At 43.3% G+C, this 15,847-nt stretch carries 13 protein-coding genes; 1 reads left to right on the forward strand and 12 read right to left on the reverse strand.

Annotated elements, in window-relative coordinates:
• Nucleotides 1-163: 163 nt before the first annotated feature.
• The 11 genes from IEW76_RS08645 to IEW76_RS08695 form a co-directional block, all read right to left on the reverse strand.
• Nucleotides 164-2,188, reverse strand: a complete 2,025-nt coding sequence (locus IEW76_RS08645; protein WP_188652868.1) for a methyl-accepting chemotaxis protein — start codon at nt 2,186-2,188, stop codon at nt 164-166.
• A gap of 476 nt (nt 2,189-2,664) precedes the next feature.
• Nucleotides 2,665-3,690, reverse strand: coding sequence for an ABC transporter ATP-binding protein (locus IEW76_RS08650; RefSeq protein ID WP_188652870.1), 1,026 nt, complete (start codon nt 3,688-3,690; stop codon nt 2,665-2,667).
• Entirely contained in the window at nt 3,687-4,634 is a 948-nt protein-coding gene (locus tag IEW76_RS08655; protein ID WP_188652872.1) for a C40 family peptidase, read from the reverse strand. Before IEW76_RS08655 ends, IEW76_RS08650 begins: the two co-directional genes overlap by 4 nt.
• 21 nt (nt 4,635-4,655) lie before the next feature.
• A complete protein-coding gene (locus IEW76_RS08660; protein WP_188652874.1) occupies nt 4,656-5,750 on the reverse strand; it encodes a mandelate racemase/muconate lactonizing enzyme family protein in 1,095 nt (364 codons plus the stop codon).
• A 21-nt stretch (nt 5,751-5,771) separates the two neighbouring features.
• Nucleotides 5,772-6,689, reverse strand: coding sequence for a S66 peptidase family protein (locus tag IEW76_RS08665; protein ID WP_188652875.1), 918 nt, complete (start codon nt 6,687-6,689; stop codon nt 5,772-5,774).
• A gap of 90 nt (nt 6,690-6,779) precedes the next feature.
• Entirely contained in the window at nt 6,780-8,444 is a 1,665-nt protein-coding gene (locus IEW76_RS08670; RefSeq protein ID WP_188652877.1) for a peptide ABC transporter substrate-binding protein, read from the reverse strand.
• 21 nt (nt 8,445-8,465) lie between these two features.
• Nucleotides 8,466-9,458 (reverse strand): ABC transporter ATP-binding protein, encoded by a 993-nt coding sequence (locus tag IEW76_RS08675; protein ID WP_188652879.1) that lies wholly within the window; start codon nt 9,456-9,458, stop codon nt 8,466-8,468.
• Between the two features lie 6 nt (nt 9,459-9,464).
• Complete coding sequence (locus tag IEW76_RS08680; RefSeq protein WP_188652882.1) at nt 9,465-10,433, reverse strand: ABC transporter permease; 969 nt, start codon at nt 10,431-10,433, stop codon at nt 9,465-9,467.
• Between the two features lies 1 nt (nt 10,434).
• A complete protein-coding gene (locus IEW76_RS08685) occupies nt 10,435-11,367 on the reverse strand; it encodes an ABC transporter permease (RefSeq protein WP_188652884.1) in 933 nt (310 codons plus the stop codon).
• A gap of 13 nt (nt 11,368-11,380) precedes the next feature.
• Nucleotides 11,381-12,205 carry a D-aminopeptidase DppA gene (gene dppA, locus IEW76_RS08690; RefSeq protein ID WP_188652886.1) on the reverse strand — a complete coding sequence of 275 codons (825 nt, stop codon included), beginning with the start codon at nt 12,203-12,205 and terminating at the stop codon, nt 11,381-11,383.
• Between the two features lie 274 nt (nt 12,206-12,479).
• Nucleotides 12,480-13,442, reverse strand: coding sequence for a bile acid:sodium symporter family protein (locus IEW76_RS08695; protein WP_188652888.1), 963 nt, complete (start codon nt 13,440-13,442; stop codon nt 12,480-12,482).
• Between the two features lie 248 nt (nt 13,443-13,690).
• Here IEW76_RS08695 and IEW76_RS08700 point away from each other — a divergent pair, with 248 nt between their 5' ends.
• Nucleotides 13,691-14,539 carry a fumarylacetoacetate hydrolase family protein gene (locus IEW76_RS08700; RefSeq protein ID WP_188653037.1) on the forward strand — a complete coding sequence of 283 codons (849 nt, stop codon included), beginning with the start codon at nt 13,691-13,693 and terminating at the stop codon, nt 14,537-14,539.
• Nucleotides 14,540-14,635: 96 nt separating this feature from the next.
• On the opposite strand, the gene IEW76_RS08705 is transcribed toward IEW76_RS08700, so the two are convergent.
• Nucleotides 14,636-15,685 (reverse strand): SEC-C metal-binding domain-containing protein, encoded by a 1,050-nt coding sequence (locus tag IEW76_RS08705; protein ID WP_188652890.1) that lies wholly within the window; start codon nt 15,683-15,685, stop codon nt 14,636-14,638.
• Nucleotides 15,686-15,847 lie beyond the last annotated feature (162 nt).

The raw sequence follows: 15,847 nt of genomic DNA on the forward strand, positions 1-15,847 counted from the left end.
TTTTAGTCAGTTTTTCTGGTGCGAGAAGAAGGGAGTGCTTTTTCGCTGTGATGTAGTGCAGGGTGCCAGACACCATATGTTGCTTTAAAGCTATAAAGGGTGTCTGGCACCCATTGGTTCTATACAGTGCTAAAGGGATGCCAATAGGATGGTTCTTTTTAGTTTAGTTAAAATTAAATTTCTTCATTTCATAGTCTAGTTGTTGAGATAGATCTTGTAAGCCTGTTGCGTGTCTTGCGAACTCTTCCATCGTAGCTGATATTTCTTCTGATGAAGCGGACACTTCTTCTGATGAGGAAGCGGTTTGCTGTGATAGAGCTGATATGTTTTGTATTTCGCCAAGTACTGCTTCTTTATTCTCCTGGCTTATGACTACGGACTCTTTTACGGTACGTGCTTGATTAGCGACTCCGTTTAAGGCAGTAACAATATCGGAAAAGATTGTTTTCGTTTGTTTGACTGCTTCTTCTTGGTCCTCGACGATACCGTTTGTCTCTCCTACTGCTTGAACTGCTTGGTTCACAACGGTTTGAATCTTTTCAATTATACTAGTTACTTGATTTGCAGAGGCTTTAGATTCTTCTGCTAATTTACGTACTTCTTCCGCTACGACCGCGAAACCTTTGCCATGTTCACCAGCTCGGGCAGCTTCTATTGAAGCGTTTAAAGCTAGCAAATTCGTTTGTTCTGTGATGTTTGAAATAGTGGTGACAAATGCATTTATCTCTTGCATATTTGTATCAATCTCTTGGACAATTGATCCTACTGTTTGAGAGGAATCTTTTGTTTCTTGAGATTTTTGAGTCAAAATTTCAACTTGTTTAAGTCCACTTGTTCCAAGATCGGCGGAGTGTTTGCTGACTTGATTCATTTCCTCTGTTGCGTCAGCGATTTGGTCCAACTGGTTGGAAAGCTCACTCATTTCTTCAGAGCTCTTTTGAGAATTCTCAGCTTGAGATGACGCTCCTTCAGCGACATCCCCAATGGCTGAAGCCACCTGTGTAATGGAGGCTGACGTCTCTGTGGTTATGGTAGAGAGGTACGTAGCAGTTTCCAGGGTTGTATTAGAAGAGCTTTCTACTGAACGTAATGCACTAGATAAATCGTCCATCATTTCATTAAAACTATGTTCTAAATCTTTAAATTCGTCATTTGCTTTAAGGGATACACGAGTAGTTAAATCCCCATGAGCTGCTTGATTAAAGGAACTTCGCACTTTGTTAATATTTTTAGAGATTTTTTGACTAACGATCCAGGCTGTGAGTAATGCAACGATGACAAACACGATGCACATGACAAGCGTAATGGTTTTAATGCTACTCGTTCGTTGTGCAAATTCGCTATTTTCTAGCGTGGATAGAACTTTCCAACCTGTCACTTCATTGGTTGTGAAGACAGAAGCCTTTGTTTCTTCGTTATACGTATACTCTTTTGTTCCTTCTTCATTTTGACTGAGGTGATCCCAAATCCCGATCTCTTTGAGCGTATCAGTTCCAATCAATGATGTGTCAGGATGGGTGATTAATTGCCCGTTGTTGCCCACAAGGACCACATAGCCTTCATGCCCAATTACGATATCATTTGTCATTTTTGCGATATCGGTAAGGTTAATATCGATGCCGATTACTCCGGCGACCTTGCCTTCTTTTTCAACAGATTTGGAAAGGGTTACGATTGTATTTCCGGATGACTCATCTTGATAGGGCTCCCCAATAATGAGCTCTCCTTGCTGTCCGACAGCATTTTTGTACCAGGGGCGACTGGTTGGATCAAAGTTATCTGGTAGGGAAGAGGAAGCTTCTTTAGGTGCCATGAGCAATTCCCCGCGTTCTGTTGCAAAATAAACATGCTTATAATCTTCTCTGGTATCACGTGTCCCATCTAATAGATAGGAAGCGTAAGTACGATTATTTTCATTGCTATAATAATCGGTGAAATTTATATTGTTAGCCATTAAATTCATTTGCCCTTCAATTCCTTCAAAAAGGTTTGTCAGACCATTATCTACTTCTCTAACAACCTGGAGAGATGATTCCTTCACCTCGTCCTTAATGATTGCTTCTGTTTTCATAATAGAGAAAACCCCTAACGTAAGAAGAGGGACAATGGCTAAAAGGGACATTACGATAATCATCTTTGATTTTACGGTGTTCAGTTTAAAATTTCTTGCTTTTTTTGATTTCTTCAAGTTTGGCCTCCTGATGGTGTGTATGTAACGACGCTACGATGATCCTGGTTCTATATTGACTAATTCATCTGTTGTACATAACTCTCGTAGCAATTGTTCAATTTCCTCTTTGGTAAGTGGTTCTAAATCTGAATTGTAGTTGATGCTTGTCCTCCTATTATTCAAAGAAGTGATTAGCTGTGTTAATGGTAAGGTGAATACTCATACCTAGGAACAATGACCGACTTACTGTTTATCGGAACGTATCAGGAATGTTTTAACATAAACGATAAAAATTTTAATAAATGATAGAATTTGTACATCACTCTGATAGAGAAGTGAAGGGTGCCAGGGACGCTTTAATGCTTTAGCGCGAGGGAGGGTGCCAGGCACCCTTTAATGCTTTAGAGCGAAACATGGTGTCTGGCACCCTTTAGTGTGGTAAAGCGAGAGGGCGTGAAAAAACCGGCTTCTTTTTAGGGAAGCCGGTTTTTTGTTTAGCGGATGTTTACTTTCATGCCGCCTTTTGTGTCGTTGATTGGGGTTTTGTCTTCGATCTCCTCGTTGTAGAGGTGGCAGGCCACGTAGTGGTTCTTCGTGACTTGTTGCCATTTTGGTACGGTTTCAGCGCAAGCTTCCATGGCCATCGGGCAGCGGGTACGGAACACGCAGCCGCTTGGTGGGTTAATGGGGCTTGGTAGTTCGCCCTCTATCACGATCTGCTCTCGTTCGTCCTCGATATCAGGGTCTGGTATCGGTACAGCGGAGAGGAGGGCTTTCGTGTATGGGTGAAGCGGATTTTTATACAGTTCCTCGGCATCTGTTAGTTCTACCATATTGCCAAGGTACATGACGCCGATGCGGTCGGAGATGTGCTGAACCATCGACAGATCATGGGCAATAAAGAGATACGTTAATCCTTTTTCTTTTTGAAGCTTTTCTAATAGATTTACAACCTGAGCCTGAACGGAAACATCGAGTGCTGAAATGGGTTCATCGGCGATGATAATTTCAGGGTCTAGTGCAAGCGCTCGTGCGATTCCGATACGTTGTCGTTGTCCGCCACTAAATTCATGAGGGTAACGATTGGCGTGGTCGCGTGTTAACCCGACTTCTTCAAGAAGCTCATAGATGCGCTTCATTTTTTCTTTCTGGTCCTTATAAATACCGTGAACTTCTAGTGGTTCTGCGATAATTTCAGCCACCGTTGAACGGGGGTTTAAAGACGCATACGGATCCTGGAAGATCATCTGCATGTTGCGCTTAAGTTCAAATTCTTCTTTACCTTGCAGTTCGTGAACGTTTTTTCCATTATAGAGAACTTCACCGTCCGTGCTATTGTAGAGCCCCATAATGGTTCGTCCTGCCGTTGATTTTCCGCAACCTGATTCTCCAACAAGACCAAATGTTTCCCCGTTGTAAATGTCAAAACTAATGCCATCTACCGCTTTCAGTACTTGTCCGCGCCCAAGATCAAAGTGCTTTTTAATATCTTTTACTTGTAAGATTGCTTCGTTTTTCATACGTCTTCTTCTTTCTCCTCCCAATAGCGGCGCGCGCTGCACAGTTCTTTTTCATAGATCGTGTCTTTAAGGTCAATGATCTCAATGTTTTTGCCTGTGTTAGGGGAGTGAAGCATTTTGCCATCTCCGTAGTAAAGGCCTACGTGGTGTAACTTGCCTTTGCCTTCCTCATAGGCAAAGAACAACAAGTCACCTGGCTGTAAGTGATCAAGATCTACTTTTTGACCACTTTCGGCTTGGTCGTGTGCGTCACGAGGGATTTCGTACCCTTGTGCTTTGTGCATATTGTAGGTGAACCCTGAACAGTCATACCCAAACGAACTCATGCCGCCCCAGAAGTACGGAAGGTCGACAAATACTTCGCCAGATTTCAAGATATCTTCACCTGTCCCTTTTGGAATATCTTCGAGGGAAGGGTAGACCGCGACCTCCTCAACAGAGAAATAGCCACCTCCGTGTGGACTTAAAACGCCAACGAAATCTTCTTCTTTCGTTTGTACCGGAAGTGTCGTTAAATAACTCACATCAAGGAATGGTTTCTTATAAGGATCGTATAAAGTAGCTTGTCTTGTTTTAACAACGGCTACTCCATTACCTGTCCATGATTCACTTGGGAGTTCTCTCAATTGGGTGAGTGGAACCCAGCCAGGATAGCCTCGTTCATCTTTTCTAGAGGGTTGGGTCGGAACGATAATGTGCGCCCATTCACCTTGGATATCTACTAGCAAAACTTCTTCGCCGTATAAAAGTTGGGATTGAATTAAGTTTTCGTCACTTAAGGCAAGCCTAGGCTCGTACGTTAAACTGGTATGCCATTGTTGCAGGTCGATCGGGTTTGAAATGCCTGGTGCATCAATTTCACGTGGGGATTCTGGTGATGTCCACACTGTTGCTACGGGTACTTGGACGACCCAGGTCGTACTCGTTACTGTCTCTTGACTCATTTGGATTGCCTCCTTTTGGGGTTAGGAAAGAACTTGATCAAGGTGTACGGATGTGATGCCAAGACCAGCGCCTTCTGAAAATATTATATGGCGACCGTTATACGTAACGCCGCCTTCAATCGAATCGTTCAAAAGCATGAGTGGCGCATCAAAGTCTACGAAACGAACATTCTTTTGACTGGCAGCAAAATGAGCTGCAGCTGTAATGCCGATCTTCGTTTCAATCATGCTACCAACCATACAAGGAACGCCGTAACTTTCTGCTAGTTTGTTAATCTGCATGGCCTGGTGTATGCCGCCTGATTTCATAAGTTTAATATTAATAAGATCAGTACTTCTCGTTTCTAGCACTTGTTTCGCTTGATGGGGGGAGAAGACGCTCTCATCAGCCATGATCGGTGTTTGAGTAGCATCGGTTACTCTCTTCAGGCCTTCGATATCGTGTGCTTTTACAGGTTGCTCAACAAGCTCAATTCGTAAGTCTAACTCTTCCATTCGTTGAATCGCATAAATCGCTTCTTTAACCGTCCATCCTTGATTCGCATCAAGGCGAATGGTTGGTTCATGACCGATCTTTTCTCGGATCTTTCTGATACGCTCGATATCTTTTTCAATTTCATCTTTGCCCACTTTAACCTTTAGAACGTTAAAGCCTTCTTGAATATATTGCGTGGCATCAGCAGCCATTTCCTCCGGGTCATTCACGCTAACTGTATAGTCTGTCTCAAGTTCTGATTTGTATCCACCGAGCAACTGATAAAGAGGAAGTCCACAAGCTTGAGCGAAGCAGTCATGAAGCGCCATATCAACAGCGGCTTTTGCACTCGTATTACCAACCATTGATTGAGCTAGGGATTCGAATAGCGCTTCTCTGTTCAAGAGTGATTTCTCAAGAAGTAAAGGTTTTATAATATGACTAATTGCATATTCGATGCTTGCGATACTTTCGCCCGTAATGACATGAGTTGGTGGTGCTTCACCCCAGCCAGTGATTCCATTATCGCACGTTACTTTTACATATATACTTTCTGCAACCGTTACTGTACGAAGGGCAGTCTTAAACGGCTTCTTCAGGGGTTCAGCAACAGGGTACGTTTCGATCGATTTGATCTGCATGGCGTTCATCCTCTCGAAGTGTTAATACACACCTGGTTCAATAGTAAGGGTCTTACTCGGAGTAGACAGGGTCCCCTTCGTCCCAAGAGGGATCGCGAAATGGGGGAGGCAGTGTCCAATTTTAAATCCTGATAGAACAGGTTTGTTTAGATTAGCAAAATAAAAATGCAACACTTCATCTAAGGAGAGGGAGGCTTCTTTCTTCGGGTCTGATTCTGAAAAATCCCCTACAATCACTCCAGCAGCATCTTCAAATTTACCTGCTTGTCTTAATTGGTTTAAAAAAGAGTCAATCCGATACGGCTCTTCACCAATATCCTCGATAAGTAACAGTTTCCCTTTTGTGTCAATCTCAAACGAAGTCCCGATGGAGGTAACGAGTAATGAAAGGTTACCACCGACGATTTCACCAGAAGCTTCTCCTTTTGAAATCATATGTAAAGGGGAGAAGGATTCATCGTATGTTAGATTTTGAGGAGAGAAAAGTTGGTCAAACATCGCTCTTGATTGGTCGTCGAAGGTTTCCTTCCCAATGTCAGATCCAAGCATAGGGCCATGGAACGTTGTGAGTCCGGTTTGTTGCCTGATGGCTGTATGTAAAAATGTAATATCGCTGTATCCCCAAAAGATCTTAGGGTTGTTTCGTATTAAATCATAATCAATGTAATCTGCGATGCGGGCTGTACCGTATCCACCGCCTGCACAGATGATGCCATCAATGGTTGGGTCTTGAAAAAAATCATGGAGATCTTTTAATCGTTCTTCGTCTGTACCCGCTAAATGGCCGTATGTACGGGATACGTTTGGTCCTATTTTGACGTGTAGTCCTTTTTGTTCGAAAAAGGGGATTGCCTTATTCATATTATCTAAGTTCGGAGGGCTGGCTGGTGCAATGACGCCAATGGTGTCGCCCTTCTTCAAGCGTTTTGGTATAAGCACAAGCGTTCTTCCTTCCTTATGTAGGATGAAAAGAGGCTTGCCCGGAATGGGAGCCTCTTTTCGATCCAAGTATATTCATGTTTATGTGCGTTATTCTTTAGAAGCCCACTTCAGTTCTAAATAACCAACTGGGTGGCGGATAATATCTGATACGTTGTCTTTGTTAAGGAACACGTGGTTATAGAAGTGAACCGGGAAGATAGGCATTTCTTCAAATAAAATTTTCTCAGCCTCATACATGAGTTCCCAGCGCTTCTCATCGCTTGATTCTGCTTTAGCATCTGCAATCAGTTGGTCATACTCATCATTAGACCAGCCTGTACGGTTCATAACAGAGTCAGATGTGAAGCTTTCTAAGAAGTTAATAGGATCACCGTAGTCTGCTAGGAATGAACTACGAGATAGTTGGTGTTTCAAGTCTTTCTGGTCTTGAAGGAATACGTTCCACTCTGTATTTTCAAGGCCGATTTCTACATCTAGAACAGTCTTGAACTTCTGTTGAAGCGCCTCAGCGATCGCTTTATGTGATTCGCTAGTGTTATACGTAAGGGTAACTTCAGGAAGCTCATCATAGCCTTCCTCTTTCATACCTTCTTCTAGTAGCTGTTTTGCTTTTTCTGGATCGGTTTCAAGCATGTTACCGTTTTGTTCACGGAAGTCATTTCCAGATGGGTCTTGGAATCCGTAAGATACGAAACCATAAGCTGGCTGCTCTTTATTCTTCGTGACATATTCAACAATTTCCTGCTGGTCTACAGCAAGAGCGAATGCTTTACGGATTTTTTCGTTTTGGAACGGTTCTTCTGTTACGTTAAAGCGATAGAAGTACGTACCAGCTTGTTCTGTAATGGAAACCGCATCGCTATCAATTAATTCCTCAGACATTTCAGAAGGGATCTCAGAAACATCTAGGTCACCACTTTCAAATAGCTGGTATTCTGTATTGGTGTCGTCTACCATAGCGAAGTGAACTTGCTCTAGAGTAACCGTTTCAGCATCCCAATAGTTTTCGTTTTTCTTAAGAAGCATGTCTTTATCTTTATTGTATTCAGCAAGGTTGAATGGACCATTTCCTACGAATGAGTCAGCTTCAGCAAACCACTCAGGGTTCTCTGTAGCAACACTTTCGTTAATTGGGAAGAAGGCTGGGTTTGAAATCACATGAGTAAAGAAACCAGTTGGTGCTTCAAGCGTAACTTTTAATTCTTTTTCACTCACAGCTTCAACCATGACGTCTTCTTTTGAACCTTCTCCTTTGTTGAATGCTTCGCCGCCTTTAATAAAGTAACCAAGGAATGCTGCTGGAGAAGCTGTTTCAGGATCTAGAAGTCGTTTCCAAGCATACACGAAATCGCCTGCAGTCACATCGTCGCCATTCGACCATTTCGCGTTGTCGCGGATCATGAACGTGTAAACAGTACCGTCTTCAGAAACCTTCCAGTCTTCAGCTGTTGCAGCTTCTGGAGTGTGTTCTTTACCAAGACGAGTAAGACCTTCCATTAAGTTGTTCAATACGTTCCAAGAAGCAGAGTCAAAACCTTTTGGAGGATCAAGCGATGTTGGGTTCTGCCCGTTGTTTAAATTGAGCGTTGTTACGTCATCGCCGCTCGTGTCCTCGTTTGTTTCACCGCTGTTGTCTTCGTTTTCTGTTTCTGTCTCGTCACTGTCTCCGTCACCAGAGCTGTCTGTTGCTGTACAAGCAGCCAGGGTAAAAGCGAATAGAACCGTGAGGAGAAGCATCAACCATTTCTTCATACTAATTTCCCCTTTCGAATTTTATGTAGCTATATATTTTTTTGCTCGTTCATCCTGAAGCCAGCAATCCACTTCTTGCGTATCGCTAAGCTTCGTATGAACGGGGTACACGTTTTCGCACACTTCCATGGCTTTTGGACATCGTGCTGTAAAAGGACACCCTTTTGGGGGCGAGAATAGGTCTGGTGGTGTACCGTTGATTGGAATCAATTGATCACCGCGCTGATCAAGGCGAGGTACTGAATTCAATAATCCTTGTGTATAGGGATGCTGCGGATTATAAAAGATTTCTCTTCTGGTACCGACTTCGATGACCTTACCGGCATACATAACGGCGATTCGGTCAGCGATTTTGGCAACAACTCCAAGGTCATGGGTAATTAATATAATGGAAACGCCCGTTTGCTCCTGAATTTTATTAAAAAGCTGGAGAATTTGGGCTTGAATCGTCACATCGAGAGCTGTAGTTGGTTCGTCTGCAATTAATAGCTCTGGCTCACAAATAAGCGCCATGGCAATCACGATACGTTGCCTCATACCACCACTAAATTGGTGTGGGTGTTGCTTCATTCGTTCTTTTGGATTTGGAATGCCAACTAGATTTAGCATCTCAATGGCTTGTTCATTCGCATCATGTGATGAAATCTTTTTGTGTTGCTTCAATCCCTCTGTCAGTTGATCGCCGACAGTGAGGGTAGGATTAAGCGCGGTCATAGGATCTTGGAAGATCATCGAGATGTCTACGCCGCGAATTTTTCTGATGTCTTTATTGGACATCTTGGTCAGGTCCTGATCCTTAAAGTGAATCGAACCTTTTGTGATTTTCCCGGGTGGGGAAGGGATGAGCTTCATAATGCTGCTAGCCGTTACGCTTTTCCCGCACCCTGATTCTCCAACGATGGCGAGTGTTTCGCCTTTATGAAGGTCCAAGTTGACACCACGAACGGCTTGGACTTCACCTCCATAGGTCGTAAACGAAACGTGGAGGTCTTTAATATCGAGTATTTTTTCCACTTGAGGTTACCTCCTTAACTTCGGATCGAGTGCGTCCTGTAATCCGTCACCTAGTACGTTGAACGCAAACATTGTGGCTGAAATAAAGAATGCTGGGAAGAAAAGTCGCCACCAATCTCCTGATAAAATTACCCCTAATGCATCGTTTGCCATAACACCCCAGCTTGCGAATGGCGACTGAATGCCAAGGCCTAAGAAGCTAAGGAAGGCTTCTGCGAAAATGGCTGTTGGAACGGTAAGCGTCATTTGAACAATAATTGGCCCCATCGTATTAGGGAGTAAATTTTTTCGAATAATACGGCTCGTCTTTGTTCCAAACGATTGCGAGGCGAGTACGAATTCATTTTGTTTGATTTGTAGGACTTGTCCCCGGACAATCCTGGCCATTCCGACCCATCCTGTTACGGTAAGGGCGACAATGATGGTAAATAAACTTGGGCCTAATACGACTAGTAGTAAAATGACAACGAGTAGGTACGGAAGGCCGTACAAGATTTCAATGATACGCATCATCACGTTGTCCGTGCGCCCGCCTTTGTAGCCGGCGATTCCTCCGTATGTAACTCCAATAAAGAAGTCTATGATAGCAGCCATAAGGCCTACAAATAAGGAAATGCGTGCCCCGTACCATGTTCTTGTAAATACGTCGCGACCCAGGTTATCGGTTCCGAACCAGTGATCGGCAGATGGGGGAAGATTTTGTTCTGGTAGATTCCCATCGCTTACCGTATAAGGTGAAAAGATTGGACCGAAAATCGCCATAAGGCCAAGTACTATTAGAAAAATAAGGCCTCCCATAGCGAGCGTGTTTCCTCTCAGGCGTCGCCATGCGTCTTGCCAATAGGAAAGAGAGGGGCGGACCACGGTCTCAGCGCTTTCGGCATCTTTCTCTTTCGGTTTAAACCATTCATCTGGAATTTCCGACGAGGTGGAGGGTGTGTGTTGGTCTTTGGTTTCTTTCGTTTCTGTGAGCACCCTATTCTCCTCCTTTTTTATGCAATTTGATACGTGGGTCTAGCACGCCGTACATGATATCGACTAGGAATAACATCATAACGAGAAATGTACTGTAAAAGACGGTTGTACCCATGATGACAGGGTAGTCGCGTTGGTTAATCCCTTGGACGAAATATTTCCCCATGCCCGGGATGGCGAAGATTTTTTCAATAACGAATGTTCCTGTTAAAACCCCAGCGAGTAAGGTTCCAAGGATTGTTACGACAGGCATCAGCGCATTTCGAAGTGCATGCTTGACGACAATTTTAAATGGAGATAATCCTTTGGCGCGTGCTGTTTTTATGTAGTCTTGTGTCAATGTTTCCAGCATACTTGAGCGTGTGAGCCTTGCAATGATGGCCATCGGTCCTGTTGCGAGCGCGATAATAGGCAAAATCATGTGCTGCGGGCTGTTCCACGTGGCAGCTGGTAGTAGCTTAAGATCTACTGCAATGACTTGGATTACAAGCGTTGCTAATACAAAGTTCGGTATGGAAATCCCGAGAACTGCTATGGTCATGGCGGTATAATCGATTAATTTGTTATGCCGCAGTGCAGCGACGACGCCTAGAGTAATCCCTGATATGAGGGCTACTAGGATGGTCCATATTCCGAGTTCAGCTGAAATCGGAAATCCACGGCCAAGCAGGGAGTTTACCGTTTCAGTTGGTTGTTTAATAGATGGTCCGAAATCAAAAGTAATGATGGATTTAAGGTAGAGTACATATTGGACTGGGAGTGGTTTGTCTAGGTTGAAGTGTTTCTCTAAGTTTTGTTGAACGACGGCATTGCTCGTTTTCTCTTCATTAAAAGGTGACCCGGGTATGGCGTTCATGAGAAAGAAAGTTAAGGTTGCAATGATAAAGATCGTTAGGATCATGAGGAAAAAACGTTTCACAATGTACTTAAGCATAGTTGTTTTCCTCCTAACGGAATTTGGTTTGCATCGCGAGTTCTGTCATGACAAGCATAGCTTGATAGGCTTCAAGCATGTCTTTCGCTTGAAACTTCACGGTCGTTGAATTCGGTTCTAGTTCTGTGCCTGGCATTAGATTCGCCCATTCGGCTTCTCCGTAGTTGGTGAACTCAATTCGTAATGTAGGTTGCTTAGGTGGAACGAGTGGTTCTACGTTGTGACGGTTTTGAAGTGCTTCAGCTGTTTTTTGTTGAAGTAGTTCGCCTGCTTTTTTAGGTGTTAGGCTCTTTACAGAAGAGCGGGAGATCGTTTCTTTCACGGGAGCAGTCGTTATGTTTGGAATAAGGGCCTCTGCTTCCTGCGCAGCCTGGTCATCGCCCGCTACCATGAGAACGGGAACGCCGTAATAGCCTGCTAGATATGCGTTTAGTCCAAGTTCCCCTACAGCAACATCGTTTATGTAGAAATTACGTACTCCAAAGATCATGGAATGGGACATCACGCCTTTTTGTGCAGCTCTGGCGTGGTAACCTACAAACATGGCTCCTTCGAAGGATTCATCAAGACCTTGCATCATCGAGAACGGTTTAACATCTCCTGTAATGAGCTGGGCCTCAGGGTGTAGTTCTTCAATGAGAAGGTTGTCCATTTTGGAGTGGCTGTCATTAACGAGTACTTCTTTTGCGTTCTTGTTGAACGCTGACTGAATGACGTAATTTGTCTCTTCGGTCATAATTCTTCGTCCGCGCTCATAATTATGCTTTGCCGAGTCTATGTAAGTAATATTCGGCAAACCTGTGATTCCTTCCATATCCACTGATAGGTAGAGCTTCATAGGTGTAATCCCCCTCTAGTAATCTAGACTTAAAAAATTTGTGAATTTTCGTATAATTCTATCAATATTTAGCAGAAAAGGCAAGCAAACACCTATAATGGGAATATTGTCATGCTTTAAAGGAGAGAAGGGTGCCAGGCACGCGGGAGTGCGTTAGAGTGTTGAAGGGTGCCAGACACCCTTCAATGCGGTGCAGTGTTGCAGAGTGCCAGGCACGCTGTGGGGCTGTAATGTATTAAAGCGCCCTCTCCTTTGTGGGGAGAGGGCGCTTTGGTTAGGCGGATTTTGTTAGGTTTTGTTTGGTATCGCTTTTTTCTTTTTGCTTTCGGTAAAGGGTAGCGATAATAGGTCCTGAGATGTTGTGCCATACGCTGAAGATGGCGCTTGGTACAGCGGCAAGAGGGCTGAAGTGTGCAGCTGCTAGTGAGGCACCTAGACCTGAATTTTGCATCCCAACTTCAATAGACACAGCGCGTTGTTTAGACGGATCCATCCCCATAAGCTTGGCGATTCCGTAACCTACACCGTAACCAAGTACATTGTGTAGAACGACAATCGCGAAGATCAGCGCTCCTGTTTCGGCGATTTTTTCCTGATTCACACTTACCACTGCTGCTACAATCGCAACAATGGCAACGACTGATACGATAGGCATTGCCTTTATACCGGCTTCGCTCTTTTTACCCAGCGCGGCTTTCACGATAAGACCAAGAACGATAGGTACGATGACGATTTTGACGATGGACAGGAATAAAGAACCTGCTGATACTGGGAGCCACTGGCTTGCGAATAACAAGACAAGGACAGGAGTTAATAGTGGTGCTAATAAAGTAGAGACAGCTGTAATCGCGACAGATAGTGCAGTATCTCCTTTTGATAAATAGGTCATTACGTTTGAAGATGTCCCACCTGGACAACATCCAACAAGGATCACCCCTGCAGCTACTTCTGGAGAAACAGGAAGTAACATCGCTAGTGCAAAGGCAAGTAACGGCATGATGGTAAATTGAGCAACCACACCTGCTGCTACATCTTTAGGCCTCTTAAACACTTCGGCGAAATCGGATTTCGACAGGGTTAGCCCCATGCCGAACATGATAATTCCGAGAAGCGGTACTATGTAAGGAGCGATCCAAGTAAAACCTCCAGGGAAAATAAATGATAAGACCGCGAATAATATAACCCAAATGGCAAAAGAACTCCCCATAAAACTACTAATTTTCTCTAACATCTTCATTCTGTTTCACTCCTCACAAATCGATAATAAGAGAATTCTACACCCGCTACCTTAAAATCGGAACCTTTTATTCATTCTTTTCTCAAAATTTTGTGATTTAGTGGAGTAAAGGGTGTCAGACACCGTTTAGTGCTTTAGAGCAGTAACGGGTGTCTGGCACGATGTATTACGGTGAAGTGATAAAGACTACCTTCAATGAGGGAAGAAATGATAGAATGAGTGAAATCTTATTAAAGGAAGGGATTCTGATGAAGTTTGTAACGTTTGAATTAAATGGTTCGGATACTTGGGGTGTAGAATTGGATCAGCGATTCTATTTTTCAGGTGAATGGACTGCGCAATACACTAGTTTATTAGATTTTATTCGCTCTGGCGCTAAGATTGATAGGGAAGAGGTATCAGATTGGGAGAGTGTGGGGGAGGAGGATGTACAAGTAAAGGCGCCTTATCTACCACCAAAAAACATTATTTGCGTAGGGAAGAATTATAAGGAACATGCGCTAGAAATGACGCAGCAAGACCCTGGCTCTATACCATCGGATCCTATTTTATTTACGAAACCAGCTACATCAGTGGTAGGATATGGTGAAGTTGTAGAGGCGCATGAGAAGGTTACGAGTCAACTTGATTATGAAGGAGAGCTAGCTGTTATCATTGGCAAGCGTGGGCGTGACATTACGCAAGAAGAAGCGAAAGATTACATATTTGGTTACTCAATCGTAAACGATTTAACAGCTAGGGATTTGCAGAAGAAGCATAAGCAGTTCTTTAAAGGGAAATCTCTTGATACTTCAGCTCCTTTTGGACCTGTAATTGTGTCGGCCGCAGATATAGATGACCCACAACGTTTATCTATAAAAACATATATAAATGAAGAGATTCGTCAAGATGGAAACACGGAGGATATGATCTTCTCAATTGCTGAGCTTATTGAAATCATTTCAGCAGGCATGACTTTAGAGCCGGGGGATGTGATTGCCACTGGTACACCAAGTGGTGTAGGAAAAGGGATGAACCCACCTCAATTCCTAAAGTCTGGTGACACAATGACTATAAGTATTGAAGGAATTGGAACATTGGAAAACAGAGTTAAATAAAAAACTGGCACCCTTTAGTTAAATAAAGGGTGCCAGACACCATGTGGTTCTTTACAGTGATAAAGGGTGCCAGACACCCTTTATCGCTGTGAAGTGTTATTGTGCTGCTTCTTGTAGGGTTTCGTGTGCTTCGTCGATTACGTCGGATAGAGCGGTGGTCATATCGCGGTATTTTGCTGAGATGCTTGTACCGGATGTGCCGTATTGAGCTGCTGCGTCTTTTTGAGAAATGGGTGTCCATTCATTAAGGTGAGAACGCAATGTATACTCAAGAGCGCCAGCATAGATTTCTGGTTTACGGATTGTTGGTTCTTGACGTTTGCAGTATAGGTACCAGAAGAATGTTGCTGTTTCTTCTTCTTCTTCAGTGATTTCTTTCATAACTTCTGACTTCAAGAATAGATCAAGAACTTCTTTTTGCTTTTCGTCTTGCCAGCTAATACGTTCAGATGCGTCCACTGTATTATATAATCCTGCAGTTAGTTTAATCACTTCAGGGAAGGATTCTTTCAGTGCTTCAGGGTTAGCCTTGAATGTTTCTACATCCACTTCTGACATGAATTTATCTTCAAGCTGAGGCTGTACAATAAACGTAACAAGGAAGAATTCATAGTAATCACCCGTTAAGATTGGAAGACCTAATACAAGGCTGTCCTCATCAGGTGTACTGTCTTCTTCAAATAAAACGCTGTAGGTTTCGTTTGTGAACACGTCTGTTACTGTAGTTACTTCACTTGAGACAGGCTCTCCAACTTTAAATACAGAAGGCGGGTTTTCACCCCACGTACTTAATAGATCACGTGTCTTCTGGCGTTTTAATTTATTCCCGTTTTTCTCTACATACCACTGAAGGGCTGTTTTCTCTTCCTTGATAGGGGAGTAGATCATTACCCAGGATAAGTAAAGGTTCGTAAGGGTTTCTTTTAAGTCCTCTACATCTTCCATTTCGGCCTGGAAGTCAGCCATTAAAATCTGCAATTCTGAAGAGAACCGATCTACAGAGAACTGCATGATTTGATTTTGAACGGTATTTAATTCTTGGCGAATTAAGTTCGCATTTAGCTCATTCGCATTTTCTTTCCCGCAACATTTTTTATATTTTTTACCGCTGCCACATGTACATGGGTCATTTCGATTAATTTTCATGATGTATACCTCCGATGAATATTTCCTATATTTCCGTCATACCAAAACACTATTATAAAAGATTTAAACCCCTTCTGTCACCCCTTTCGCGTACTATAGTACCAAATGTAGTCATAAACGCTTTAGTGGGTTGCAGAGTTAAAGGGTGTCTGGCACCGTTTA

It is taken from the genome of Pontibacillus salipaludis, from assembly GCF_014642405.1.
In the GTDB taxonomy this organism is placed as follows: Bacteria; Bacillota; Bacilli; order Bacillales; family BH030062; genus Pontibacillus; species Pontibacillus salipaludis.

Bases quoted from the DNA above. Each gene is read 5' to 3' on its own strand.
- IEW76_RS08650 (WP_188652870.1), bottom strand. From the start codon at position 3,690: ATGAAAAACGAAGCAATCTTACAAGTAAAAGATATTAAAAAGCACTTT.
- IEW76_RS08655 (WP_188652872.1), bottom strand. From the start codon at position 4,634: ATGAGTCAAGAGACAGTAACGAGTACGACCTGGGTCGTCCAAGTACCC.
- IEW76_RS08660 (WP_188652874.1), bottom strand. From the start codon at position 5,750: ATGCAGATCAAATCGATCGAAACGTACCCTGTTGCTGAACCCCTGAAG.
- IEW76_RS08670 (WP_188652877.1), bottom strand. From the start codon at position 8,444: ATGAAGAAATGGTTGATGCTTCTCCTCACGGTTCTATTCGCTTTTACC.
- IEW76_RS08685 (WP_188652884.1), bottom strand. From the start codon at position 11,367: ATGCTTAAGTACATTGTGAAACGTTTTTTCCTCATGATCCTAACGATC.
- dppA (WP_188652886.1), bottom strand. From the start codon at position 12,205: ATGAAGCTCTACCTATCAGTGGATATGGAAGGAATCACAGGTTTGCCG.
- IEW76_RS08695 (WP_188652888.1), bottom strand. From the start codon at position 13,442: ATGAAGATGTTAGAGAAAATTAGTAGTTTTATGGGGAGTTCTTTTGCC.
- IEW76_RS08700 (WP_188653037.1), top strand. From the start codon at position 13,691: ATGAAGTTTGTAACGTTTGAATTAAATGGTTCGGATACTTGGGGTGTA.
- IEW76_RS08705 (WP_188652890.1), bottom strand. From the start codon at position 15,685: ATGAAAATTAATCGAAATGACCCATGTACATGTGGCAGCGGTAAAAAA.